The 25,164-nt window shown below is 70.5% G+C and carries 24 protein-coding genes and 1 pseudogene; 10 read left to right on the forward strand and 15 right to left on the reverse strand.

The window, feature by feature from the left end; genetic code table 11:
* Positions 1-22: 22 nt before the first annotated feature.
* On the reverse strand, positions 23-706 hold the full coding sequence (locus NBY69_RS15750) for an SRPBCC domain-containing protein (protein WP_250301531.1): 684 nt from the start codon (positions 704-706) through the stop codon (positions 23-25).
* 390 nt (positions 707-1,096) lie between these two features.
* Between NBY69_RS15750 and NBY69_RS15755 the strand changes: the two genes are divergently transcribed.
* The 3 genes from NBY69_RS15755 (at position 1,097) to NBY69_RS15765 (ending at position 4,338) form a co-directional block, all read left to right on the forward strand.
* On the forward strand, positions 1,097-1,870 hold the full coding sequence (locus tag NBY69_RS15755) for a GntR family transcriptional regulator (protein ID WP_250301532.1): 774 nt from the start codon (positions 1,097-1,099) through the stop codon (positions 1,868-1,870).
* A gap of 80 nt (positions 1,871-1,950) precedes the next feature.
* Positions 1,951-3,498, forward strand: coding sequence for an MFS transporter (locus NBY69_RS15760; protein WP_250301533.1), 1,548 nt, complete (start codon positions 1,951-1,953; stop codon positions 3,496-3,498).
* Positions 3,499-3,864: 366 nt separating this feature from the next.
* A complete protein-coding gene (locus NBY69_RS15765) occupies positions 3,865-4,338 on the forward strand; it encodes a VOC family protein (protein ID WP_250301534.1) in 474 nt (157 codons plus the stop codon).
* A 152-nt stretch (positions 4,339-4,490) separates the two neighbouring features.
* Here NBY69_RS15765 and NBY69_RS15770 read toward each other — a convergent pair whose 3' ends face one another.
* The 7 genes and pseudogenes from NBY69_RS15770 to NBY69_RS15800 all read right to left on the reverse strand — a co-directional run bounded on the left by NBY69_RS15770 (position 4,491) and on the right by NBY69_RS15800 (position 10,867).
* Positions 4,491-5,327 carry a hypothetical protein gene (locus NBY69_RS15770; protein ID WP_250301535.1) on the reverse strand — a complete coding sequence of 279 codons (837 nt, stop codon included), beginning with the start codon at positions 5,325-5,327 and terminating at the stop codon, positions 4,491-4,493.
* Positions 5,327-6,592 carry a VWA domain-containing protein gene (locus NBY69_RS15775; RefSeq protein WP_250301536.1) on the reverse strand — a complete coding sequence of 422 codons (1,266 nt, stop codon included), beginning with the start codon at positions 6,590-6,592 and terminating at the stop codon, positions 5,327-5,329. Before NBY69_RS15775 ends, NBY69_RS15770 begins: the two co-directional genes overlap by 1 nt.
* Before the next feature lie 133 nt (positions 6,593-6,725).
* Positions 6,726-7,295 carry a hypothetical protein gene (locus tag NBY69_RS15780; protein WP_250301537.1) on the reverse strand — a complete coding sequence of 190 codons (570 nt, stop codon included), beginning with the start codon at positions 7,293-7,295 and terminating at the stop codon, positions 6,726-6,728.
* 131 nt (positions 7,296-7,426) lie between these two features.
* A pseudogene (locus tag NBY69_RS15785) lies at positions 7,427-7,528 on the reverse strand (nitroreductase); the annotation flags it as partial.
* Between the two features lie 44 nt (positions 7,529-7,572).
* A complete protein-coding gene (locus tag NBY69_RS15790) occupies positions 7,573-8,463 on the reverse strand; it encodes a methyltransferase domain-containing protein (protein WP_250301538.1) in 891 nt (296 codons plus the stop codon).
* A complete protein-coding gene (locus NBY69_RS15795; protein WP_250301539.1) occupies positions 8,463-9,263 on the reverse strand; it encodes a maleylpyruvate isomerase family mycothiol-dependent enzyme in 801 nt (266 codons plus the stop codon). The genes NBY69_RS15790 and NBY69_RS15795 overlap by 1 nt, the downstream gene beginning before the upstream one ends.
* Positions 9,264-9,376: 113 nt before the next feature.
* Entirely contained in the window at positions 9,377-10,867 is a 1,491-nt protein-coding gene (locus NBY69_RS15800) for a UDP-N-acetylmuramoyl-L-alanyl-D-glutamate--2,6-diaminopimelate ligase (RefSeq protein WP_250301540.1), read from the reverse strand.
* Positions 10,868-11,354: 487 nt separating this feature from the next.
* Between NBY69_RS15800 and NBY69_RS15805 the strand changes: the two genes are divergently transcribed.
* The gene (locus NBY69_RS15805) at positions 11,355-12,716 is read left to right on the forward strand and encodes an NAD(P)/FAD-dependent oxidoreductase (RefSeq protein WP_250301541.1); all 1,362 of its coding nucleotides are present in this window, start codon (positions 11,355-11,357) and stop codon (positions 12,714-12,716) included.
* 54 nt (positions 12,717-12,770) lie between these two features.
* On the opposite strand, the gene ligD is transcribed toward NBY69_RS15805, so the two are convergent.
* On the reverse strand, positions 12,771-13,787 hold the full coding sequence (ligD, locus tag NBY69_RS15810; RefSeq protein WP_250301542.1) for a non-homologous end-joining DNA ligase: 1,017 nt from the start codon (positions 13,785-13,787) through the stop codon (positions 12,771-12,773).
* A 74-nt stretch (positions 13,788-13,861) separates the two neighbouring features.
* Here ligD and NBY69_RS15815 point away from each other — a divergent pair, with 74 nt between their 5' ends.
* The 3 genes from NBY69_RS15815 to NBY69_RS15825 all read left to right on the forward strand — a co-directional run bounded on the left by NBY69_RS15815 (position 13,862) and on the right by NBY69_RS15825 (position 17,340).
* Positions 13,862-14,926 (forward strand): ATP-dependent DNA ligase, encoded by a 1,065-nt coding sequence (locus NBY69_RS15815; RefSeq protein ID WP_250301543.1) that lies wholly within the window; start codon positions 13,862-13,864, stop codon positions 14,924-14,926.
* Positions 14,927-15,233: 307 nt separating this feature from the next.
* On the forward strand, positions 15,234-15,437 hold the full coding sequence (locus NBY69_RS15820) for a cold-shock protein (protein ID WP_030072012.1): 204 nt from the start codon (positions 15,234-15,236) through the stop codon (positions 15,435-15,437).
* 370 nt (positions 15,438-15,807) lie between these two features.
* Positions 15,808-17,340, forward strand: a complete 1,533-nt coding sequence (locus tag NBY69_RS15825; RefSeq protein ID WP_250301544.1) for a DEAD/DEAH box helicase — start codon at positions 15,808-15,810, stop codon at positions 17,338-17,340.
* A gap of 77 nt (positions 17,341-17,417) precedes the next feature.
* Here NBY69_RS15825 and NBY69_RS15830 read toward each other — a convergent pair whose 3' ends face one another.
* Positions 17,418-17,942, reverse strand: coding sequence for a flavin reductase family protein (locus tag NBY69_RS15830; protein WP_250301545.1), 525 nt, complete (start codon positions 17,940-17,942; stop codon positions 17,418-17,420).
* 607 nt (positions 17,943-18,549) lie between these two features.
* Positions 18,550-19,434: a glycoside hydrolase family 19 protein gene (locus tag NBY69_RS15835; RefSeq protein WP_250301546.1), complete on the reverse strand. Its 885-nt coding sequence runs from the start codon at positions 19,432-19,434 to the stop codon at positions 18,550-18,552.
* 199 nt (positions 19,435-19,633) lie between these two features.
* On the opposite strand from NBY69_RS15835, the gene NBY69_RS15840 reads away from it, so the two are divergent.
* Complete coding sequence (locus NBY69_RS15840; RefSeq protein WP_250301547.1) at positions 19,634-20,395, forward strand: MgtC/SapB family protein; 762 nt, start codon at positions 19,634-19,636, stop codon at positions 20,393-20,395.
* Between the two features lie 108 nt (positions 20,396-20,503).
* On the opposite strand, the gene NBY69_RS15845 is transcribed toward NBY69_RS15840, so the two are convergent.
* The 3 genes from NBY69_RS15845 to NBY69_RS15855 form a co-directional block, all read right to left on the reverse strand.
* A complete protein-coding gene (locus NBY69_RS15845; protein WP_250301548.1) occupies positions 20,504-20,698 on the reverse strand; it encodes an antitoxin in 195 nt (64 codons plus the stop codon).
* Between the two features lie 97 nt (positions 20,699-20,795).
* A complete protein-coding gene (locus tag NBY69_RS15850) occupies positions 20,796-21,437 on the reverse strand; it encodes a DUF6629 family protein (protein WP_250301549.1) in 642 nt (213 codons plus the stop codon).
* A 166-nt stretch (positions 21,438-21,603) separates the two neighbouring features.
* The gene (locus NBY69_RS15855) at positions 21,604-22,356 is read right to left on the reverse strand and encodes a DUF1275 family protein (protein WP_250301550.1); all 753 of its coding nucleotides are present in this window, start codon (positions 22,354-22,356) and stop codon (positions 21,604-21,606) included.
* Positions 22,357-22,662: 306 nt separating this feature from the next.
* On the opposite strand from NBY69_RS15855, the gene NBY69_RS15860 reads away from it, so the two are divergent.
* Positions 22,663-23,658, forward strand: a complete 996-nt coding sequence (locus tag NBY69_RS15860; protein ID WP_250301551.1) for a PRC and DUF2382 domain-containing protein — start codon at positions 22,663-22,665, stop codon at positions 23,656-23,658.
* A gap of 228 nt (positions 23,659-23,886) precedes the next feature.
* Positions 23,887-24,339: an SRPBCC family protein gene (locus NBY69_RS15865; RefSeq protein ID WP_250301766.1), complete on the forward strand. Its 453-nt coding sequence runs from the start codon at positions 23,887-23,889 to the stop codon at positions 24,337-24,339.
* Positions 24,340-24,475: 136 nt separating this feature from the next.
* Here the strand turns inward: NBY69_RS15865 and NBY69_RS15870 are convergent, their stop codons facing one another.
* Positions 24,476-25,015, reverse strand: a complete 540-nt coding sequence (locus NBY69_RS15870; protein WP_250301552.1) for an ATP-binding protein — start codon at positions 25,013-25,015, stop codon at positions 24,476-24,478.
* Between the last annotated feature and the right edge of the window lie 149 nt (positions 25,016-25,164).

Consider the following 25,164-nt stretch of genomic DNA (forward strand, 5'->3'; position numbering starts at 1 on the left):
TCGACCCCGGACACCGCCGCTGTCAGCCGGTACGGCCTTCCCGGCCGCCGGGCGCGAAATTCTGGACCGCGAACTCGACGACCGTGGCGATGTCTTCGTCGCTGGTGCCCCAGAAGGCCTGGGATGCGGCTCCCCAGGCGTGGCTGCTCCGGCTGAACAGCTCTCGCGCTTCGGGAGTGGTCCGCCACGACGCCATGTCCCGTCCCTCGCTTCCCCCCCTTCCCTCACCCTCGCGCCGGAGGAACAGGTCCAGGCTCAGCAGTGCGAGGTCCCAGCCCGCTCCGATTCCGACCGGGCCGACGGGTCCGTACGCCCGCACCAGCTCGTCGACGACCTCGGCGGGGGAAACGTGCTCCAGCTCCAGCACGGTATTGCCGTCCGCGTCCGCCGAGAGCCGGATCTCGACCTCGGTGGCCCTGTTCTCCCCAAGTGACCAGGTGAGCTTGAGCAGATGAGGCCCGTCGCAGCGCAGGATCTCACCGGCCGCGTTTCCTTCGAGCTGAAAGGTGCCGCCCGGACGGAGCTCGCCCGAGACCGGCGCCAGCCAGCGAGCGATCCTGGAGGGGTCGGTGCACGCATTCCAGACGTCCTCGGTCGAGGCAGCGTAGGCCCGGCGGAGCAGGAGCGAGCGCCCCTCCCCGCCGGTGACCGGCCGGTCCCGGATCTCCCGGTGGACGGCGTTGATCTGCTTGAGGACGTCGGTCACGGATCTCTCCCTTGTTCTCCTGGGCGGCTTCCCGGTTCCCGGGCCGTACCGGCCGGATCTCACTGGACCACGCCGCGCCGACGTTCGCACCGACCCCCGGCGCTGCCCCGTCACCTCGTGTCGCACCCGGTCCGGGCCGGGAGGCCGCGGCGCGGCTCGTCCGTCGGCGCATTCCCTGATCCACCCGGGGCCCACCGGACGGCCGACCGCGTGGCGGATCGGAGAGCCCGTCCCGCATCACCCCAGGTCCGAGCATCACCGCAGGTCACAGCAGGTGGCGTAACAAGGGCGCAATGTTCGGTACGTAGCTTGGGCGGTCGGTGGTGAGCGTCGCTGCCGGGCGCCGCGAGCCCGGCGTGATCCGAACGAAAGGCCCTCGGGAGGTCAGGAGTGGTGCAGAGCACGGGGTACTCCCCCGGCCCGTCCGACGGCAGCCCGGCCAGACGTGCCGACCGGGCCCGCAACGTCGCTGATGTGCTGCGCCAGCAGGCAGCGTCCGGTCTCTATCCGACCGGCTTCCTGCCGGACGAGCGCCTGTTGGCGGCGGACTTCGCCGTGTCCCGGAACACCGTCCGCCAGGCGCTGTTCATCCTTCGGGACGAGGGTCTCGTCGAACGTCGGCGTGGTGTGGGAACCGTCCTGCTCAACCGTAAGCACGCCCACCCGCTGGGGCGGCTCGCCGGGCTGGCCGAGACGCTGCACGCACACGGCACCGTGGACAACCAGGTCCGTGCGCGTGGCCCCGTCGTACCGCCCGTGCAGGTCGCCCGCCGGCTGTCGGTGCCCGAGGGCGAAGCGGTGGTCCGTCTCGAACGCCTGCGGCGGCTCGACGGCGTACCGCTGTCATTGGATCTGACCTATCTCCCCACGGACATCGGCCTGCCGTTGCTGGACCTCGATCTGGAGAACCAGGATGTCTTCGCGCTGATCGAGCAGTCCACCGGACAGCGGCTCGGCGCCGCGGAAGTGACGGTCCAGGCCGTGAACGCCGATCCGCACACCGCCGGCATCCTCGCAGCCCCCGCGGGGACGGCGCTCTTCGCGGTGGAACGTCTCAGCCGGCTCTCGGACGGCCGGCCCGTCGACCTGGAATTCCTGTCCATTCGCGGAGACCGGCTCACCCTCCGGGCGGACCTGGACCGCGCCGGACGCGGTTCCGGCTGAGCGCCTGCTTTCTCATCTGCCGTCTTCTCCGGTCCGAGCTGCCGGTGCGCTTCCGCGCGCCCGCCGACAAGGAGTTCTCCGTGTGCCCTCGCCCGTCCGTCGTCGACGGTCCGCTCGGCAAACGCCCCCGCCCGCCCCGGTCCCGGTCCGACCGGTCCGCCGTCCGCCGCCCGGCAGGCGCACGCGCGACGGTCGTCGTCATGTGCCTGTGCGTCACCCTGGTGGTCGGCATGGTGTCCGCCGTCAACCTCGCCATCCCTTCCCTCTCGGCCGGGTCCCTGCATCCGTCCGCCTCGGCGGTGCTCTGGGTGGTGGACGGCTATGTGGCCGTCTTCGCCTGCCTGGTCGTCCCGGCGGGTGCGGTGGCCGACCGCCTGGGCCGCAAAGGGGTGCTCCTCACCGGCCTGGGCGTGTTCACCCTGGGCTGCGCACTCGCCGCAGCCGCACCCGGTGTGGGCGTGCTGATCGCCGGAAGGATGCTCAGTGGTGTGGGCGCGGCAGCAGTCCTGCCGACCACTCTGGCCCTCATGGTCACCGGCGCCGCGCAGGAACAGCGGTCCCGGCTGATCGCGCTCTGGGCCTCCATGACCGGACTGGCCGCCGTACTGGGCAACGTCGGAGGCGGCGCGGCGATCGAGAGCGGATCCTGGCGCTCCCTCTTCGTCTACGCGGCGCCGCTGGGCCTCGTCGCGCTGGTCCTGGCTGCCGTAGTGGCCCCCACCTCGGCCCGTCTCGCCCGTCCGGTCGCCCCGCTCAGCGCGCTGCTGCTGACCACCGGCTTCCTTGGGCTGCTGTTCGGTGTCGTTTCCGGGCCGGAGCAGGGTTGGGGCAGCGCCACGGTGCTGGGCGCGTTCGGCTCCGCGGCCGTCCTGCTGGCGCTCTGGAGCAGGCGCGAACTGCGCCAGGAACGCCCGGTCCTCGACCCCCGTCTGCTGGCCGTCCCGGCCGTGCGGGCCGGGGCCCTCGGGATGGTGACGGTGTTCCTCGGCATGTTCGGCCTGTTCTACGTCAACGGCCAGTACCTCCAGTACGTGAAGGGCTACTCCGCTCTCGGCGCGGGTGTCAGGCTGCTCCCGATGGCTGCCGCCCTGCTGCTGGCCCCGCGTGGTGCGGTCCTCCTCCGGCGTCGACTGAGCGGCCGGACCGTCGTCGGCCTCGGTCTGCTCACGCTGGCCTGCGGACTGTGCACCGTCTCACGCGTCGCCACGCACACTCCGTACGCGGTGTACGCCCTCGGAGCGGGGCTGACCGCCACCGGGTGCGGGCTCGCCACGCCGTTGCTCTCCGAGACGTTGATGTCCGCTCTCCCGCCGAACCGCGCGGGTATCGGTTCAGGGCTGCAGAGCCTGACCAGAGAGCTGGGCAGCGCCCTCGGCGTGGCCCTGACCGGGACCCTGATCACCTCGGGCTTCACCTCCCGGCTGCCGGACGCGTTGCGCGGCCCCCACGCGCCGACCACGGTGGCCGGTGCGCAGAGTCCGACCGTCGGTCCAGCGCTGCACCGGGCCGTCATCACTGCCTTCACCGACGCGCTCAGCACCAGCATGCTGGTCCTGGCGGGCACGGTGCTGGCGGCCGGTGCCGTCGTCCTCGCCCAGCTCCCGGCGGAGCACCGTGGCCGGGTGTGACCAGCAGCCCGGAGGCGGCCCGGTTCCGCCTCAGGCACCTGCCTGGCTCCGCGCACCCGGGGTGACGGTCCGCCTCGGCAGGGCCTTCACACGGGCCAGGACGAGAGCCACCCGGGCGAGCACCATGGCCAGACCGTGGCGACCGGCATGACCACCGGGTGCAGGCCGGATCCCGCCTCCACCCACGGTGGCAGGCACGTCCCGGAGAGTGTTCCGGCCGCGCCCCGCCCGTTCCGCCTGCCCTCTCGCCCGTCCGGTGAGCCGGGCTTCCGATAGCGATGACTTTCATCCGGCGCGAGAGTCGGTAGAGGTACCGGGAGCCGGTACAGGTACAGAGGAAACGGAAGACGACAGCAGGAGAGTCCCATGCCCCGAATCACACCCAACCTCTGGTTCGACACGAACGGCGAGGAGGCCGCCAACTTCTACGTGTCGGTGTTCCCGAACTCGGAGATCAAGAGCATCACGCGCTACGGAGAGGCAGGTCCCCGTCCGGCCGGCACCGTGCTGACCGTTCAGTTCTCCCTTGACGGCCAGGAGTACATCGCGATCAACGGGGGCCCCGAGTTCACCTTCGACGAGGCGATCTCGTTCCTGGTCAACTGCGCCGACCAGGAAGAGGTCGACTACTACTGGGACAAGCTGTCCGAGGGCGGTGAGGAGGGCCCGTGCGGATGGCTGAAGGACAAGTACGGTCTGTCCTGGCAGATCGCCCCCGGTGGGATGGAAGAGCTGCTCAACGACCCGGACCCGGCGCGGGGCCAGCGGGCGATGAAGGCCATGCTCGGTATGAAGAAGATCGATCTGGCCGCGATCCGCGCTGCCGCCGACGGGGTGTAGACACCGACAGGCCGGTCACCGTACTCCGTGGACCAGGGGGCGCGGTCGCGTCGTGCACGTCCTACCGGAAGTGCCCCGCATACCGGAAGTGCCCCGCATACCGGAAGTGCCCCGCCCGGCGTCGTCGCCGGGCGGGGCACTCCTCGTTCACGTCAGGCCATGGGCACCCTGCGGGAGGGGCCGGGGCCGCGCGACAGTCGGTATCCGGCGACGGCCGCGAGCGCGCCGAGGACACCGCCGCCCACGGTCCAGAGCCAGCGGTCGGACCACCAGCCGGACGACCAGCCGTCCTCCGGCTCGATACGGGAAGCCACCGGAGTCTGAGCCGCGGTACCGGTGGAGTCCGTCGGCTGCGCCGCACTCGCGGACGACGCATCGGATGTCAACGGCACGGAGAGCGCGCCGTCCACGGCGTGGGACCCGCCGCTGTCCTTCGCGGTGGCCACGACGTCTGCCTGTACCGGCAGGCCCAGGTCCTCCTGCGGAAGGTCGAGGACCGTCAGCCGGATGTAGTAGCTCCCCGGCAGCGGATCGTTCGCCCAGGGTTCCGCCCAGGACCTGACCGTCCGCAGGTGACAGGTGAGCGTGACGGACTCGGCGTCCGCGGCGGCCACTCGGGTCTGGCTGCCGTACATGCAGGACTGGCGTCGGCGCAGCCCGTCGTAGACATCGACCTGCCAGGTGGACGCGCCGTGGCGGCTAGCCGCCTCCGGCAGCTTCACCGTGGCGGTCACCGTCGCGGCCTGGCCCGAGTCTGCGGGGAAGACCCAGTAGAGGTAGTCACCGGTGGAGGCGCTCGCGGTGGCGTGCTGCCCCTGTGCGACGACCGTCGCCGTACGGAACGCGGTGCCCGCCTCCGACGGCGCGCCGTTGCTGTCCGACGACGAGGAGGGACTCGGGGACGGGGTGTCGGCCGCGGCCGTCCCCGCCGTGGCGAAGAGCGCCAGACCGGCCAACGCGGCCTGAGGAAGTATCCGGGTGATCCGCATCAGTTGGTCCTCCCGGCGAGACGCCAGCGTGAAATCCAGCCGAACAGGACACCCGAGACCAGGCCGGTGAGTACCAGGACGCCGAGCAGCCACCAGCCGCGGCCGAGCCCGAAGGCTGCCACGTCGGACGCCGCGTCGGGTGCGTCCACCACGGCGATGTTCAGCTCGACCGGCAGACCGGGCGCGGTCTTGACCGAAGCCGGAGCCGAGAAGGAGTTGCTGACCTGGAGACAGACCGTCTCCGCCGGGGGCTGCGAATCGTCCGAGTCCGCCGGGGGTTTGGGGTAGCGCAGACCGGACGAGATCACATCGGTACGGCCGGTGCCGGATTCCTGCCCCCGTACGATCTCCCGTCCGTGGAGCGTCACCGCCCGCAGCAGAACGCCGTAGTCGTTGTTGACGGCCCGGTCGGCGGCGACGCTGACCGAGGCACGCAGTTCCTGGCCGGGCCGGACATCCACCCGGTACCAGCGGTGTTCGGCGAACTTCTCCCGGTCGCTGTACAGACCGGCCTTCAGCTGCGGAGCTCCGGTGCAGCTGTCCGCGCCTTCGGTGGCCACCGGGGTGGCCACCGGATCGGCCGCGCGGTCGACCAACTGCGTCACGCGTCCTGAGAGTTCATCGGTGTGCCGCACGGAGGTGTACGTACCTCCGGTGGCCTCCGCGATGCAGGTCAGTTGCTTGCGGGTCTTGGCGTCGGGCACCAGGCCCAGTGTGTCGACGACCAGATGGATCCCCTGGGCCGCGATGTCCCGGGCGACCTCGCACGGGTCGAGCGGCGCGCAGGTGTCCTCGCCGTCGGAGATGAGCACGATGCGGCGGGTCGCTTCACCGCCCTTGAGGTCTCCGGCGGCCTGCTGCAGGGCCGGCCCGATCGGTGTCCAGCCGGTGGGGGCGAGGGTGGCCACCGCCGTCTTCGCCTCGGTCCGGTCGAGTTGTCCCACCGGGTAGAGCTGGCGGGTGTCCTTGCACCCGGTCTTCCTGTCGTTGCCGGGGTAGTCGGCACCCAACGTGCGTATGCCCAGTTGCACTTGCTCGGGCACCGCGTCGAGTACTTCGTTGAACGCCTGCTTCGCCGCCGCCATCCGTGATCCGCCGTCGATGTCACGTGTGCGCATCGAGCCACTGACGTCGAGCACCAGCTCGACCTTCGGTGACGGCTTGTCGGACGGTTCGCCGGCGGCGGCGCCGGTGGGGAAGGCTCCGGCTGCCAGGGCCGCCAGGAGCAGACACGCCCCGGCTGCCAGCCGTTTTCTCATGATCATCACCGGATCGTACGGAGCTACCCCCCGGATCTCCAAAACGGTTCCGGGAAAGGGGAGTTCGCCCCGTCAGGACACGTCCGCCATTTCCACCGACGGGCCCGGAGGCAGCTCGGCGGGCCCGGCCGGACGAGACTCAACCGAGGGCGAACGCGGCAGCCGTGACCGCGCCGAGCGAGGCACCGGCAACCGTCTGCGCCACGGAATGGTAGACCAGTGCGACACGTGACCAGCACACGGCGAGCACCAGCGCGTACCCGCCGATCCACCACACCGAGTGGACGGCGCCGAGCATCGCGACCACCGCGGAGACCACCGCCGAGTCGACGCTGATCTTCCAGACGGTGTTGACGGCCAGCAGCACAACGGTCATGGCCCACAGGGCCAGCATCGCCACGAGGACACCCCGGGGTGCCCCACCGGCGAGCATCAACGCCGAGCCGGTGCCGATCGAACCGAGAATGACGAAGAAGATCGGAGCGCGCTGCCTGCGGTCGACCACGTGCCGGTCGCCCCACGTGCCGCGCCGGCGCTCCCACTCGATGAACGCGGCAGGGACGATACCCGCGCAGAGAGCCCCGAGAAGCCCCCAGGGGATGCCGGTCCAGTCGCCCGCGGCGGCGATGCCGATGCCGGGCATGCCCACGAGGAGGACGTTGCGGGGCTGGAGCACGTCGGTGACGGTGCGGGCCACAGTGCTGCTCATACGGCGGCCCGCGCCGGCTCCGCGAGGGGAAGGTCCCTGGGACCCCGAACGGTGTTGATCTTCATGACCCCGCAGGATACCGGCCCGTGGGCGGCGCCGGTCCGCCCGCTCCCCGGCACGGCTCGGTGGCCCTACCAGCGGTCGCGGTGGATCACCTGTCGCACCGGACGTCGGCGCACAGGGCCGAAGTTACCTATCGGCAGACCCACCGGGACAGCGGCGAAGGTGCGCATTCGAAGCCCCGCCCCGGTTACGTACTGCCGAGGCGGGGCGCATCTCAGCCGGGGCGGTGCGCGATGACGCCGAACATCGTCACGGACATGTGCAGAGCGCTGCGCTTGGCGGCTGCCGTGAGGTCGGCGTACAGACGGTCCCGCTGTCGCCCGGTGATCAGCTCTTCCTGCACGGCCTTCTCCGCGAGCGCCCGGATGAGCGGCCAGCTGACCTTCCGGGGGTCCTGGATGAGGGCTTGCGAGCCGAGGTCGTCGATCTCCAGTCCCGTCGCGGCGAGTTGGCCCATCAGCTTCCGCCCGGCGTGCGGATTCGCTGCCGCGGCGAGGGCGCCGCCCGTCAGGACGGCGACGACCTCGGCCTCGCCCGGGTAGAGGATCGTGGTCGCCCAGTCCGTGTCGAGAAGGGCAACACGTCCTCCCGGCCGCAGTACACGGGCGATCTCGGCCGCTGCCCTGTCGGGCTCCGAGAGGTGCTGGAACACCCGCTCGCACCAGACCACATCGACGGCGGCATCATCCACGGGGAGCGCCGACGCGTCGCCGTGCACGAATCGGGCCGTGCTGTCCGCCGCTGCCGCGCGCTGTCCGGCGACCGTCCGCAGGCCGGGGTTCGGCTCCACTCCGGTCGCCTCTCCGCTCCGGCCCACCGCCTCGGCGAGCGCCCTGGTCTCCGACCCGGTCCCTGACCCGATGTCGAGCGCCCGCTCGCCGGGCCGCACGGCGAGTCCGGCGTGTGCCCATTCACGCAACCGGCGCACGCCCGCGCTTGCCGCCTGGACGTCCAGTGCCCCGACCAGCCGGTCGGTCATGGAGTCGGTGATGTTGTCCGTGTGGAACGCCGATGTCGGCCGTGCGTTCCTGCTGTCCTCTGCCGCGGGGCCCGGCGCCGCGCCCCGGCCGCCGGAGTGTGTCCCGTGCTGGTGCTGGTCGTCCATCAGCCGAAACTCACCCGCTCCAGCCAGAAGTCGAGCAAGTGACCGTCGCCGAGCACGTCGACGCTGCCGCCCCGGGCCGGGCGTCGCCGGTAGACGGTCAGCAGCAGGTCGGTCAGCGGTCCGCGGACCGCGACGGCCGCCTTCTCATGAGCCCGGCGCCAGGTGACGGTGTCCCCGGTGAGGTCGACCACCCACTCGGCTTCGGCTTCCGGGGCGGTGTCGGTGGCGTGGAGGTGCAAGGTCCGCCCGGGGCCGAGGAGTTCGCGCTGTTCCGGGTGGATCTCGAAGAGCTGGGGCAGGGACCCGAGTTCCATCCACTCGTCGAGGGCGTCGACGGCCACGTCCGCCTCGACGGTGAACTCCGCGCCGAGGGCCAGTGCGGCGTCCGCCCGGTGGATCAGCGTCTCGTGGGCCATGCGGCGGGCGAAGAACGCGCTGCTTCCCCCGGGGCCGGACACCGGCGTCCACAACTGCGCGTCCGGGCCCGTTTCGCGCAGCGTCTCGACCAGCCGCTTCGCGCCCTCCACGAGCCAGGCGCCGAGGTCGGCGGGCTGCTCGTCGCCGGGACCGGCGGGCTCTTCCCGGAGCGCGGTGTCGGGGAGTGGCTGCTGCGCCCTGGTCCGTACGATCTCCTCGACCCAGCGGTGGGCCTCACCGAGATGCCGTACCAGTCGGCCGAGGTGCCAGCCGGGGCAGGACGGCACCGGAACCGTGAGGTCCGCCCCCTCGATACAGGCTCTCAGCAGATCGCTCTGCACGGTGATCTCGGCGCAGTGCCGCTCGTAACTCGGAGACGTCATGGCACCAACGTAGAGCCCCACGGACGACCCGCGCCGATCGACACGGGAGGGGCGGTCGGCCGCCGGTCCCGGAGCCGCGGCCCACGACAACGGTGCGGCGTGCCGCCTCTGAACTACTCCTGCGCCGAGGCCAGTTCGCGCACCGTGGCCATGTCGCTGAACGGGATCAGCTGTTCCCCGACGATCTGGTACGGCTCGCTGCCCTTCCCCGCGACCAGCACGATGTCGCCCTGTCCGGCCCCGGACAGGGCGAAGGCGATCGCCTTGCGGCGGTCGGCGATCCGCTCGAATCGGGTTCCGGTGGCCAGCAGACCGGGGGCGATCTGGTCCATGATCGCCTCGGGGTCCTCGTTCCGCGGGTTGTCCGAGGTGAGGACACACAGGTCGGAGCGGGTTCCGGCGATCGCCCCCATCTCCGCGCGCTTGGTGACGTCCCGGTCGCCACCGCAGCCGAAGACGGTGATCACGCGGCCCGTCGCGAAGTCCTGGATCGCGGAGAGCACCTTGTCCAGGGAGTCCGGCGAGTGCGCGTAGTCCACGATGACCGCCGCGCCACGGGCGGTCTCGAAGCGTTCCAGCCGCCCCGGCACCGGAGGCATCCGGTCGAGTGCGGCGATCAGCCCGGCCAGGTCATGGCCCAGCGCATGACAGGCAGCCACGGTCGCCAGGGCGTTGGACACCGAGAAGCGCCCCGGCACCGGGACACCCGCGGGGTACTTGCTGCCCGCGTGGTGGAGGGTGAACCGGGTGCCGAACGCGTCCATGCTCAGATCGGTGGCCCGGTAGTCGGCCTCGGTGTCCAGGGCGTACGTGGTGACCGCACCGGGCATCATCGCCAGGATCGAGGCACCCACCGGGTCGTCGGCGTTGACCACCGCCCGCCGGCACAGCCCCTGGAACAGCTTCAGTTTGGCGTCCCGGTAGTTCTCCATGGTGCCGTGGTCGTCCAGGTGGTCCTGCGTCAGGTTGGTGAAGATCCCCACGTCGATGAACGCCTGGTCCACCCGGTGCTGGAGCAGGCCCATCGAGGTCGCTTCCAGGACCACGGTCCCCACCTCGTGGTCACGCATGTGCCCCAGCAGGTACTGGAAGTCGGGCGACTCCGGTGTGGTCAGCACCGAGCGCGGCATCGGGATCAGTTCGTCCCCGATTCTGCTGCCCGCGGTCCCGATCACCCCGGCCCGTACGCCCTCGGCGCCCCGCAGCACGGACTCCACCATGGAGGAGACGGAGGTCTTCCCGTTGGTACCGGTGACGGCCACCATGTCCATGTCCCGACCCGGTTCGCCGTAATAGCGGGAGGTGACGACCGCCGCCGCCGTGCGGGTGTCCGCGACCCGTACGACACACGCGTCGCCGGCGGACGCCCAGGACACCGCGGGGAGATCCGGAGCCGCGTCCTCCACCAGTACCGCCACGGCTCCGCGTGCCAGTGCCGAGCCGACGGCCTCGGGGCCCCCTTCGCGGTGACCGGGCACCGCGATGTACAGCGAACCGGGTGAGGCGCGGTGGGCGTCGAAGCAGGCTCCCGCGGTGATGTCCGTCCCGGGATCGCCGAGAAGAACCTCGTGGTCGTGCCCGGCCAGCAACTCGCTCAACTTCACGGGGGGTCCTTTCGAGAGTGCGGCAGCCCGGCCCGGCGACCGTCGCCAGGAGCGATGCCGCCGATACGTCGAGTAGCCGCGTGAGTGGTGCGGGATGCTGCGGGTTGCTGCCGAGCGGGCAGCCTGGCGGTGCGGAAGCCCCCGTGCGCGGGGCGGAGGAGGAAGAGGAGAAAGGGCGAACGGCGGCGGAGAGCCGGCTAGCCGTGGCCGTGCAACGCGCGGCACCGCGCCCTGGGCGCGCTGGGGCCGAGCGGGCGGGGAGCCTGTCGCAGGCACTCCCTCACCGCACATGTGTGACCCATGTCTGGAGTGTACGTCCCACGGACAAGCCCGGATTCCGCTCCGGACGCGCCCGGCCACGGAACCCTTCCGCCGTGCCCAGCAGGCGGACTGCCGTCCGGCCCGCGAAGATGGGCTGTGCCAGGCAGCGGTTGAGGGGGCAGGCGGGGAGGGGACGACCGTGCAGACCTGAGAAGGGACGAACACCGTGGGACGACCCAGGATTCTCGTAGTGGGCGCAGGTTTCGCCGGAGTGGAGTGCGTACGCCGTCTGGAGCGCAGGCTCTCCGTGGGAGAGGCGCAGATCGCACTGGTGGCGCCCTTCTCGTACCAGCTGTACCTGCCGTTGCTCCCCCAGGTCGCGTCGGGTGTTCTCACTCCGCAGTCGGTCGCCGTGTCGCTGCGCCGCAGCCAGAAGCACCGCACCAGGATCATCCCCGGCGGCGCCATCGGGGTGGACACCGACGCGAAGGTCTGCGTGGTCCGCAAGATCACCGGCGAGATCGTCAACGAGCCGTACGACTACATCGTGCTGTCCCCCGGCAGCGTCACCCGCACCTTCGACATCCCCGGGCTGGCCGACAACGCCCGCGGGATGAAGACGCTCGCGGAAGCCGCGTACATCCGCGACCACGTGATCGCCCAGCTGGACCTGGCGGACGCCAGCCACGACGAGGCCGAGCGCGCCTCCCGGCTGCAGTTCGTGGTGGTCGGCGGCGGCTACGCCGGTACCGAGACGGCTGCTTGTCTGCAGCGGCTCACCACCAACGCCGTCAAGCACTATCCGCGCATCGATCCGAAGCTGATCAAGTGGCATCTGATCGACATCGCCCCGAAGCTGATGCCCGAACTGGGCGACAAACTGGGGCTCAGCGCGCTCGAAGTGTTGCGCGGGCGCGGCATCGAGGTCTCCCTCGGCGTGTCGGTCGCCGAGGCCCGGGAGGACCAGGTGACCTTCACCGACGGCCGGGTCCTGCCGTGCCGCACCCTGATCTGGACCGCGGGTGTCACCGCCAGCCCGCTGATCGCCACCCTCGGCGCGGAGACGGTACGCGGACGCCTCGCGGTCACGCCGGAGATGAACCTGCCGGGATTCGACGGTGTCTTCTCGCTCGGCGACGCGGCTGCGGTCCCGGACCTCACCAAGGGGGACGGGGCCATCTGCCCGCCCACCGCGCAGCACTCGATGCGCCAGGGCCGCAGGCTCGCGGAAAACCTCGTGGCCACCCTGCGGCACCAGCCGCTGCAGCCCTACGTCCACAAGGACATGGGGCTCGTCGTCGACCTGGGCGGCACGGACGCGGTGTCCAAGCCGCTCGGTATCGAACTGCACGGGCTGTCGGCGCAGGCCGTGGCCCGCGGCTACCACTGGACAGCGCTGCGGACGAACGTCGCCAAGACCCGGGTGATGACCAACTGGCTGATCAACGCCATCGCCGGGGACGACTTCGTACGCACCGGATTCCAGTCCCAGAAGCCCGCCACGCTGCGCGACTTCGAGTACACGGACTCGTATCTCACGCGGGAACAGATCCGCGAGCACACGGCGTCGCTCCACGCCCGCGGCTGACGGATCCCCCGGAGCGCACAGCCGCGGACCCCGGCCGGGGTCCGCGGCTGTGCGCTACTCCTCGTGGTGCTTGGCGCGGCTGGGCTGGACGCGTTTGGGCTCGCCCGGCATCTTCGGGTACTCCGGCGGATACGGCAGGTCGCCGAGCCCCCGGTCCTGTTCGTCCTTGTCGGCGAGTTCGAGCAGGGCGTCCAGCCGGAAGGCGTGGTCGTCCATGTCCGCGTGCACATCGCCGAGTTCGGCGTAACGCTCGGGCAGGGTGGCGATGTCGAAATCAGCGGGGCGCACATCGTCCACCTCCTCCCAGCGCAGCGGGGCCGAGACCTGCGCACGGGGGTGGGGGCGGACCGAGTAGGCGGAGGCGATCGTGCGGTCACGGGCCGTCTGGTTGAAGTCCACGAAGATGCGCTCGCCCCGTTCCTCCTTCCACCAGGCCGTGGTCACCCGCTCCGGCATGCGCCGCTCCAGTTCCCGGCCGCAGGCGATGACGGCCCGCCGCACCTCGGTGAAGGTCCACCGCGGCTCGATGGGCACGAACAGATGGAGCCCGCGCCCGCCGGACGTCTTGGGCCAGCCACGCAGTCCGCCGAATTCGTCGAGCACGGACCGGAGCTCGTGCGCCGCGCGCACGGCGTCGGTGAAGTCGGTGCCCGGTTGCGGGTCGAGGTCGATACGGAGTTCGTCGGGATGGTCCGGGTCCTGCCTGCGCACCGGCCAGGGGTGGAAGGTGAAGGTCGCGAACTGCGCGGCCCACAGCACGGCGGCCGGTTCGGTGGGGCAGATCTCGTCCGCCGTGCGTCCGCTGGGGAAGGTGACCGTGCCGGTCGGGATCCAGTCAGGAAGGTTCTTCGGCGCGCGCTTCTGGTAGAACGATTCGCCGGACAGCCCGTCCGGGTAGCGCTGGAGCGTGGTGGGGCGGTCCCGCAGGGCGCGGGTGATGCCCGCGCCGACGGTGAGGTAGTAGCGGGCGAGATCGAGCTTCGTGAAGCCCCGCTCAGGAAAGTAGATCTTGTCGGGGCTGGACAGACGTACGGTCCGCTCCCCCGCTTCGAGCTCCACTGCTGCACCCATGCGCGTCACGCTAGGCGCAGGACACCTGGTGCGCATATCGGGCGCGACGCCCGGTGCGACCGCAGAATCGACGTATGGATCTGCCGGTGATGCCGCCCGTCAAGCCGATGCTCGCCAAGTCCGTGAAGAAGATCCCACCCGGTATGCAGTACGAGGGGAAATGGGACGGCTTCCGGGCGATCGTCTTCCGGGACGGTCCGGAGATCGAGCTGGGCAGCCGCACGGGCAAACCGCTCACCAGGTACTTCCCCGAGCTGGCCGACGCGCTGCTGCGGAATCTTCCGCCGCGGTGCGTGCTGGACGGCGAGATCGTCATCGTCCGGGACGGGCAGCTGAACTTCGACGCCCTCACGGAACGGATCCACCCCGCGGAGTCCCGGGTGAAGCTCCTCGCAGAGCGGACCCCGGCCTCCTTCATGGCCTTCGACCTGCTGGCCCTGGGGGACGAGTCCCTGATGGGAACCGCCCAGGCCGACCGTCGGCGCCGGCTGGTGACGGCGCTCTCCCCGGCCGGGGCTCCGGTCCATGTCGCCCCGGCCACCACCGATGCCGCCGTGGCCGAGGAGTGGTTCCGCACCTTCGAGGGCGCCGGGCTCGACGGGGTGGTCGCCAAACCGCTGGATCTGCCGTACCGGCCGAACGAACGGCTGATGTACAAGATCAAGCACGAGCGCACGGCGGACGTCGTCGTGGCCGGATACCGCCTTCACAAGAGCGGCCCGGTCGTCGGTTCGCTGCTGCTCGGTCTGTACGACGCCGACGGCATTCTCCAGCACGTCGGTGTCTGCGCGGCCTTCTCGATGAAGCGCCGCGAGGAACTGGTCACCGAACTGGAGCCGTTGCGGATGGACTCCGCCGACGCCCACCCCTGGGCCGCCTGGGCCGAGGAGTCCGCACACGAGAGCGCCCGGCTGCCCGGGGCCCCGAGCCGCTGGAGCGGGAAGAAGGATCTCTCCTGGGTTCCGCTGCGCCCCGAGCGGGTGCTGGAGGTGGCCTACGACCACATGGAGAACGGGGTGCGGTTCCGGCACACCACCCAGTGGCGCCGGTGGCGGCCCGACCGGGCCCCGGAAAGCTGTACGTACACGCAGCTGGACGAGCCGGCCGGCTATCGCCTGCCGGACATCCTCACCGGGTGAACCCCTGCCCAACAGCGGCCGAATATCTATTTCTGCCGGTGCAGAATTTGAAGTGCTGTGTGTTGAGGTTTGGCCAGTCGGAGGCCGTGCCGAGAAAGCCCGCCCCACCTCACGACGCACAACGTGCTACTGTCGTTACCAGTTGCAGTTGTGGTTCCCAAAGACTTCAAGTGCTCTCACTGGCTTTCTGTGCCGGTGAGCGCACTTTTGTATTTCCGGATATTTCCGGACGTGGTAATCATCGCGGCGACGTGGGGTTCGCACAGTGCGGGCCTCCGGGCATTTTTGCCCCGAAGGAGAGTTTGACATGGCTACTGGCACCGTTAAGTGGTTCAACGCGGAAAAGGGTTTCGGTTTCATCGAGCAGGAGGGTGGCGGCGCTGACGTCTTCGCCCACTACTCGAACATCGCCGCCCAGGGCTTCCGCGAGCTCCAGGAAGGCCAGAAGGTGACCTTCGACGTCACGCAGGGCCAGAAGGGCCCCCAGGCCGAGAACATCGTTCCCGCCTGACGCACGACACGCAGCTGGGCCCGCACCTTGGGGTGCGGGCCCAGCTCGTTGCTTTGTCCAGGCCGCACCCGGTTCGCTGTTACGGTTCCGGAGTCGGCCCGGCACCAGGCGTGCACCGTGGTCCTGTACGGGCCCGGGTGCACCGCCCGTCGCTCCCACAGAACGGACGAAGGCCCGCCTGAGCCTTACGAGCCAGCATTCCAGCCGCCTGTTCGGCAGGTGCTGGCTATTTCGATCTCTCCGCCCCGGCTCTTCACCGAACCGGCCGGCTTGGATTTCGTTATTTTCTTCGGCTCGTTCTTGCGATTCTTCGGCCCTGTATTCTCCGCTGAGAATTCCTCGATACGTGCCACATCGAGGGAGGATCCCTATGGACCGCACAGCGCGCACGAACGACCGTTATTCCCGTACCCGCACCGGTGGTGGCTCCGGCCGGGGCGGCTTCCGCTCCCAGGCCCCGAGCCGCTCGGGGGGGTCCGGCCGGTCCGGTGCACCCAACCGTTCCGGTGGCCGGGGCCGTCGGCCCGCCGCTCAGCAGGGCGAGTTCGCCCTGCCTGTCACCCTCACCCCGGCGCTGCCGCCGGCCGCGTCGTTCGCCGACATGGAGATGCCGTCCGAGCTGCTGAAGACGCTCGCCGGTCTGGGGATGACCGAACCGTTCCCCATCCAGTCCGCCACGCTGCCGAACTCGCTGGCCGGCCGGGACGTCCTGGGCCGCGGGCGCACCGGATCGGGCAAGACCCTCGCCTTCGGCCTGGGCATGCTCGCCCGTACCGCCGGACAGCGGGCCCAGCCCCGCCAGCCGCTGGCCCTGGTCCTGGTACCCACCCGTGAGCTGGCTCAGCAGGTCACCGACGCTCTGACGCCCTACGCCCGCTCGCTGAGGCTGCGCCTCGCCACCGTGGTGGGCGGTATGTCGATCGGCAGGCAGGCGAGCGCCCTGCGCGGTGGGGCCGAGATCGTCGTCGCGACCCCCGGCCGGCTCAAGGACCTCATCGAGCGTGGGGACTGCCGCCTCGACCGGGTCGGCATCACCGTGCTGGACGAGGCCGACCAGATGGCCGACATGGGCTTCATGCCGCAGGTCACCGAACTGCTCGACCAGGTACGTCCCGAAGGCCAGCGGATGCTGTTCTCGGCCACCCTGGACCGCAACGTCGACCTTCTGGTCCGCCGCTACCTGCACGACCCGGTGGTGCACTCGGTCGACCCGTCGGCCGGCGCGGTGACCACGATGGAGCACCATGTGCTGCACATCCACGGCACCGACAAGTACGCGACCACTACCGAGATCGCTGCCCGGGACGGCCGGGTGCTGATGTTCCTCGACACCAAGCACGCCGTGGACCAGCTCACCAAGCACCTCCTGAACAGCGGCGTACGGGCCGCGGCGCTGCACGGCGGCAAGTCCCAGCCGCAGCGCACCCGTACCCTCGCCCAGTTCAAGACCGGCCATGTCACCGTGCTGGTGGCCACCAACGTCGCGGCCCGCGGCATCCACATCGACAATCTGGACCTGGTCGTCAACGTCGACCCGCCCAGCGACCACAAGGACTACCTGCACCGTGGCGGGCGTACCGCCCGTGCCGGGGAGTCCGGCAGTGTCGTCACTCTGGTGCTGCCCAACCAGCGCCGTGAGATGAGCCGTCTGATGGCGGACGCCGGGATCACCCCGCACATCGCGCAGGTGCGGTCCGGGGAGGCCGAGCTGAGCCGGATCACCGGCGCACAGGCTCCCTCGGGTGTGCCTGTCACCATCTCCTCGCCGGTCGCGGAACGCGCGAAGGGCGGCTCGTCGTCGGCCCGCGGACGGCGCAGTCGGCCCGCTCAGGCCCGGCGCTCGTCCGGCTCGCCCCGTGGTCGCTCGGGCAATCCGCCGCAGCCGTTCAAGAACGCCGCCTGAGCCAGAACCCGCGGTAGCCGAACAGCCACGTGTCGCCGCTCCGGATTCCACGGAGCGGCGACACAGCTGTCTGCGGACTACCCGCGGTGCGCCTCCAGTGGATCCGGAGCGGCGAAGGCACCCTCGTGGTGGACCAGCCCCGCCTCCTCGCTGCGGCTGCCGCCGGTCTCGACCTCTCCCACGACGAAGAGATGGTCACCGATGCGCTCCCGCAGCGTCACCCGTGCGGTGAGCCAGGCCGGAACGGTGTCGAGCAGCGGCAGCCCGTCGGGCTCCGCCGTCCATTCGGCGCCGGTGAAACGGTCGATGCCGCTGCGGGCGAACTGCCGCGCCAGCGTGGTGTTCTGCGGGCCGAGGACATGGACGGCGAAGCGCTCGGCACTCCGTACAGCGGCACTGGTGGATGCCGAGAGGCCCAGGCAGAAGGAGACCAGGGCCGGTTCCAGCGAGACCGAGGTGAAGGAGGTCGCGGTGAAACCGGCCGGGCCCGGCACCGTGATCACCGTGACTCCCGCCGCGTGCCTCCGGAGGGTGCGGCGGAGTATCTCGTCGGGGGCCGGGCTCCCGGCGGACTGTGCGGATCGTTCAGCGAAGACGGTCATACCGCGTCCCTCTCGGGGTGTCGATGGTGGGGGTGCTGTTCCACGGGCCGGATCCGGAGTTCGGTGCGGGCAGGCCGGCGCCGACGCAGGCACGGCACAGCGGCCACGCCGGGCAGCGGTCACGCCGGGCAGCGGGCGCTCGAAAAGCGGGAGTGACAGGAAGGCCGACGCCGGATGCGTACGGCTGCCGTCGGCGTCGGGTGACCCGCGTGGTGGGCTGACGCACTGCGGTGGACGTCAACGAGGGGGCCGGTGAACGGCCGCACGCCATCTCCGCGACGGCGGAGCGGGCCGGGGCGCCGTAGGGCCAAGAGGCCCGCTACGGCGGTGGGTTCAGCGACAGAGGGCGCTGGAGGTGCGCCGGTAGTCCACGTAGCGGCAGACCACGCCGGGGTGCATCACATGCATGCCCCGTATCCTGCTGGGCCCGCCTGCCCCTGTCAACGGACACCTTCAGGTGTCTCATCGTCCGAGTCCTGGGGCTGTACGTCCGGGCGGGCCGGATGCCTGAGCTCCGCCCCACCGGCACGGCCCGCTCGCGCGAACCCGGACGCGCGAACGGGCGGGGAGCCGACTCCGCCCCGCCCGTCCGGTCGCTGCACGCAGGTCAGCAGCTCAGGTTGGATCCCGCGGTGGTGCCCAGAATCCCGACGAACCGCTGGTAGGCGTCGATCCGGCTCTGCACCTGGGCCGGGTTGCCGCCATTGCACTCGATGCTGCCGTTGATGCTGCGGATGGTCTCACCGAATCCGGCGCCGTTGACCATCGCGTTGTGCGGGGTCATCGTGCCGGGGCCGGTCTGGGTGTTCCAGTACCAGAGGCCGGTCTGCCAGGCCACGGACGCGTCGGTCTGCACCAGGCCGGGATTGTCCAGCAGGTCGATCCCCAGAGCGTCGCCCGCCGCCTTGTAGTTGAAGTTCCAGCTGAGCTGGATCGGTCCGCGCCCGTAGTAGGCCGCCTGGCCCGCCGGGCAGCCGTAGGGCTGCGAAGTGTCGCAGTAGTGGGGGTAGTTGTCGGTGTTCTGCTCGACGACGTAGACGAGGCCGCCGGTCTCGTGGCTGACATTGGCGAGGAAGGCAGCCGCTTCCTGCTTCTTGACCGTGTCGCTGCCGGTGTTCGCGAAGGCCGGGTAGGAGCTGAGGGCGGCCGTCAGCCCGCTGTAGGTGTAGAAGGAATTCCGGTTCGGGAACATCTGGTTGAACTGGTCCTCGCTGACGACGAAGCCGGAGTTCGTGGGCGGCTCGGTACCGCCGTCACCGCAGACACCCTGGTCCGACCAGACGTCGGAGGTGCCCGGGGTCTCGTTCTGGGTCCACCATTTCGCCGACCAGTTGTGGCCGTTGTACGAGGCGACCAGTCCGCCGGTGTACACGGACGAGGAATTCCACGCCGTGGCACACGTCGCTGCCGACGCCGATGTCATCGGCAGGAAGACCGCGAATCCGATGGCCGCCACCAGGGCGGTGAGCAGAGCCGTGATGCGTCGTGACACGTGATCACTCCTTCGTGCGGCACATCGCGACAACGATGTCCGCTTGTGGGGGTGAGGGAACTCAAACGCCTTGGTCTGGACCTGTCAAGGGTCTAGACCAAGACTGGTGCACGACAGCAAGCCCGGTGGCGGCGGGAGTCTTCGGCGAGCCAGGCCTTAGGGTCGGACCCAGTCGTTCCGACACGGTATGGAGGGTCTGTTGCAAGCCGTAGCCCTGCCCCTGTTCGATCCCGGCGCAGGTCAGGGAGCTCGTCAGTTCGCCGAACTGGGCCTGGCTCTCCTGCTGTCGACGCTCATCGGCGCCGAACGAGCCACCAGACAGAAGAGCGCGGGACTGCGTACCCACACCCTGGTCGGAGTGGGAAGCGCCCTGTTCATGGAGGTGTCGCAGCACGGCTTCAACGCGGTTCTCGCCCTGAACAACGTCTCCTTCGACCCGTCACGGGTCGCGGCCCAGGTGGTCTCCGGGATCGGCTTCATCGGCGGCGGCCTGATCTTCGTACGCCGGGACGCCGTACGGGGGCTGACCACGGCTGCCACGGTCTGGCTCACCTGCGCCATCGGGATGGCCTGCGGCGGGGGGCTCGCCCTGCTGGCTGTCGGCGCGACCGTGGTCCACTTCCTCGTCGCCCAGGGCTACCCGTGGCTGACCCGGCGCATCCCCTCCATCGCGACCTCGGAGCAGACCCGGCTGCATCTGGCGTACACGATCGGCACCAGCGTGCTGACCCGAATCCTGGAACGCGCAACTGCCCAGGGATTCCAGGTCGTTCAGGTACGCGTGGACCGCAGCGACGAAAAAGCACCGCAGGACACGGAACTGCGGCACGACGAGGCCGGGACCGCGTTCGTGCACATGGACGTCGAGGGGACCGGCAGTGTGCACCAGCTGGTGGCGGAGCTGTCCGAGTTCGAAGGGGTGCTGAGCGTCTCGTCCGTCAAGGGCGAACTCGCCGAGTGAGCCCGGCGTACAGCGGCCCCGGGCGGCGGAACCCGGATGTACCGGATCCCACCGCCCGGGGCCGAGGTCGCCGTGGGCAGCGAACGAGGCGGGCGCGGAGCGGCGCGGTCAGGTCTTCGGCGGATCGCTCTGGTCACCCTTGGCGCCGAACTGGTTCTTGACCTGGTCCTGGGCCTTGTCGACCTGGCTGGTGTACTTGCCGTCGGTCTTCTTGTCGACGGCGTCTCCCGCCTTGTCGACCCCCTTCCCTGCCTGGTCCTCATGGCCCTTCATCATCTGCTTGAGCTTGTCCAACATGGACATGAGTTGTCCTCCTCGCTGCGTTTCCCCCGCCACTCCAGGGTGTGCGCACTTGGCCCAGGGCGCATCCGGACCGGGCGCGGGGAGCGGAAGTCCGCTCTCAACGGGTACGGAGCCCACCGGCTGCGGGGTTCCGGGGGCCGCGCCGGACCCAGCCGAGCACGATCACGGCGGACACCGCGGCGAAGGCACACCAGGTGGAGACGAATTCCAGCTTCCAGAGCAGGAAACAGACCGCTGCCCCGGCCGCGACGACAGCGCCGAACAACCGCAGCAGCGGATCACCCGCGAGCAGCAGAGATCCGACGGTGGCCAGCAGGTAGCCGACGACGATCAGCCACGGAAGCGGCAGATCGACGACGTATCCGAGGGTGTGGCCACGGACCTCGGCCGTGACGGGCCGGACCGCGACGCAGAACGCGAGGGTGATGCCGGTGGCGAGCCCGGCCGCGGCGGGCACCAGGAGACGGCGCCGCGCGGGTGGCGGTGCGGCGAGCAGTACGCCCGCCGGCACCCACAACGCGAGCAGTGGCAGCGCGATGACCGCCCAGGCCGCGGTGGCCGGGCCCGCGCCACCACCGGAGTTCCAGACGGCCGCCTCGATGATCTGGTGGATCCCCAACAGCAACGGCAGGGCCGCCAGTGGCAGATCCTGGATCCGGCGCACCTGTGTCAGACAGGCCACTCCGACCGCGGCGATACAGGAGCCCGCCACCACATCGGCCGTCGGACTCCAGCACATGGCGCCTCCCCGTGATCAGGAACGTGATCGGGAACGTGATCGGGAACGTGATCGGGAACGTGACCGGAATCCGGCACCGGAAGCCGGCACCGTCCGTCCCGTACCCCGGTCCGGCGGCCGGGCACCATCGGGGACCGTGACAGGTGGCGCCCCGCCGGACGGCCGCTCACAGCAGCCGTTCGTTCGGGCGGACCGGCAGTGCGAGCGACAGCGCCGCCACAGCCAGCAGGGGTGGCGGCAGCGCCGCCCAGGCCGGGGCCCAGGTACGGAGCGCTGCTGCGCACACCGCGCCGGCCACCAGAGCGGCGAGCCGGGCCCCGGCCCGGCCGCCGCCCGCCGGATGCGTCAGAAGGGAGCTGAGCGTGCCGGTGAAGTACGTGGTCGGAGCCCCCGCCGGACCTGCGGCGAGCATCGCGGCGGTCTGGAGGCCCATCGCCACGGACAGTACGGCGATCAGCGCACCACGTCCGGCACCGTCCGGGTGTCCGCCGACAGCCGCCCAGACAACGCCCACGGAGGCGAGCAGGACGACTTCGACGGCGAGGCAGGCATACACCCTGAGCGTCCAGCCGCTTCGCGCTGCTCCCGTGCCGGGGCCGAGGCCGGGGCCGGGACGAGAGGCAGGGCTCAGGCCGGGGGCGCCCTCGATCCGGCGGCCCCGGCGGCCTTCGCTCCGGCAGAACCAGCCGCCGCCCCTCACGGCCAGTGAGAAGCCCGCCAGCGCGGCCAGCGGAAAGGCCGCGTCCCCCGGAGAACCACTGCCGAAACCGATCGCCATCAGGATCAGATTTCCGGTCATCACTCCTGCGAAGACATGCCCCAGAGCGATGAAGGCCAGTGCGTCCACGGCTCCCGACGCCGCCGCGAGAAGGGGCAGCACCACGGCGTCCGACCGTCGGCCGGTACCTGACTTCTGCAAGATCGACCTCCGAGCCCATGCTCGCCGCTTTCGGCAGCGGGCACAACGCCAGACGTCCGGAGCGCCTTGGCACGACAGTGCAAACCAGAAACCCTCCGCGCTTCACTCGGATGGCCTAACGCGGCGCCATCTTCGCAAGAGGGGCCCGAGAGTGCGCCAACCGCGCCTCCCGCCCCCGGCGGCAGTCGTACAGGCCCGTTCGTGGTTGCCGGGAGGCGGAAATGAGGACCCGATGGAAGAACGCGTGCATCCGCGGGCGGGGCCGTCCGAGCCTCTGCCGGACCACGTACAAGGGAGTGATCACAGATGGCAGCCGACTTCCGCAGCCCCGATGAACTGACCGGCCTGATGGTCTACGACATCACCGGGGACAAGATCGGCGGCGTCGAGCAGGTCTACCTCGACGACCAGAGCGGTCGTCCCGAGTGGGCGACCGTGAAGACCGGCCTGTTCGGCACCAAGGAAACCTTCATCCCCCTCGAAGGTGCCCGGCGTGAGGAGAACGCCCTGCACATCCCCCACGCGAAGGAACTCGTCAAGGGCGCCCCGCGCCTGGACGCCGAGCAGCACCTCGATCTCGCCCAGGAGCAGGAGCTGTACGAGCACTACGGGCTCACCCATCCGGGAGTGGCCGGCGGCGTCGCGGGCGTGAGCAACAAGCGGGCCACCAGCCCCATGCACGGGGAGGCCGCGGACACCGCGGGCACTCGCGGGACGGCGAAGGCCACCGAGGGCACGGACACCCGTGCGGCGAAGCCGGCCCAGAGCGCCGGCGGCATGTACGGCGGGCTCAACTCCCCCACCAGCACCACCACCGGCGCGCGAGGCGGCCAGAGCAGCGCAGCCGCGATGAGCGCGCGCGCGGGCGCGGACGCGGACGCCGACATGGAGAAGGCCGGCGCCAACGAGGAGCTCATCCGCTCCGAGGAGCAGCTGCGGGTCGCCACCGAAGAGCATGTGTCGGGGCGGGCGCGGCTGCGCAAGGTGGTGGTCACGGAGAACGTGACGACCACCGTCCCGGTCAGCCACGAAGAGGTCCATGTGGTGCGTGAACCGATCAAGGAAAGCGACCGCACCGCCGCCGAACGGGCTCGCATCGGTGAGGCCGAATCCGAAGTGATCCTGCACGCGGAACGGCCGGTCATCCGCAAGGAGGCCGTGGCCGTCGAACGGGTCCGGATGGAGACGGAGAAGGTCACGGAGCAGAAGGAAGTCTCCGCGGAGGTCCGCAAGGAGCAGATCCAGTACGACGACGGTCAGGGCACGCAGGAACACGGCGACATGAAGGGCACCGGCCACTGAGCCGTCGGCCCGACGCGTTCCGGACCGGCCCCGGCGGCACGGTCGGCCCCGCACGACGGAGGGTGGTGCGGCTCCCCTGCGGAGCCGCACCACCCTCCGTCGTGCGGTTGGCTGTGACCCCGCCTCCTCACCCGGCAGTACACCTGGCGTGGGGCGGGCCCATCGAGCTCGAACGACCACGGAGTGACTGCGCCCATGCCCCAGTTCCGGCCCGCCCCGGGCCCGCGCGTGACCGGCTTCCGCATCGAACGGTTCAGTGCGCTGTCCCCGGACGAGGCCTGGCACAGGCTCACCCGGTGGGAGCTGCACGCGGCACATGTACCGCTGACCAGGATCAGAGTCGTCACCCCGGGTCCGGCCGGAACCGGGACCGGATTCGTGGCGCGTACCGGACTGGGCCGGGTCGGGTTCGACGATCCGATGGAGGTGGTGCGCTGGGAGCCGCCGGTCCCCGGCCGCGCGGGGGTCTGCCGTCTGGAGAAGCGCGGCAGGGTCGTGCTGGGCCGGGCCGAGATCGAGGTGATTCCCACGGATACCGGGTGCCGGGTCGTGTGGCGCGAGGAACTCCGTATCGCCGGGCTGCCGAGGATGTTCGACGGGCTCACCGCGTGGTCGGGCCGGTTGCTCTTCGGCCGTGCGGTGGCCGGGCTGCTCCGCGAACAGGACGCCGCCGAGGGGTGATCCACCCTCCAGGGCCGTCGTGAACGGGCCGCCCGGCACCACACGTGCCCTGCGCGGCTGAACTGCCTACGCAGGGCACGGTGGGAATCAGCACGGCCCCCGCGGTGCGGTGAGCACCACGGAGGCCGTCGACCGGCTAGGAGGTGGTGTCCACGAGCTCCGCGAACCGCACGTCCTCGACCCGCCGTTGCGGCAGCTCGGGGCTGTCGGCCGTCAGACTCTGGAGCGCCGCCGCGGAGACGGCCGGGGTGGGCGTACGGGGGCCACAGGGATGCCCGACGGCCGCTTCGGTACGGACCGTGAACCACACGACCTTGCCGTCCTCGGTGGCGTGCGTGCCCCAGCTGTCGCTGAGGGTGGCGACCATCGGCAGCCCCGTGCCGAGTGTGACCAGCGGGCTGGCGCAGCGCAGCTGCGGCAGCTGCGGGCTGGCGTCCAGCACGGCAGCGGTCAGGTTCCGGCCGGTCCAGCGCAGTTCCAGGGTGCAGTGCTTGTCCTCACCCGCGTGCCGATGGACGTTGGTGAGCAGTTCACACACGCCCAGACTGACCGGCTGGATCAGCTCTTCGAGCTGCCAGTGGCGAAGATGCGCTGCGACGATACGCCGGACCTGCGGCACCCGGGCGGGTGTTGCTTCCAGGTCCAGTACGTACTCGCGAGGTGCTTCAGTGATCACGACTGCGTCTCCTCATCAGGGTGAGCGGCGATGGGCCGACCTCACCTCGTCTGACATGACAGCCCCGAGGACACCGAAAGTAATGGGATGAACACACTCTGACTTCCACCAGGGTCACCCCATCCGGGTGAATTCGCAACGCGCAGCCA

Origin of the sequence: Streptomyces sp. A 4/2, assembly GCF_940670765.1 — a bacterium.
Taxonomy (GTDB): domain Bacteria; phylum Actinomycetota; class Actinomycetes; order Streptomycetales; family Streptomycetaceae; genus Streptomyces.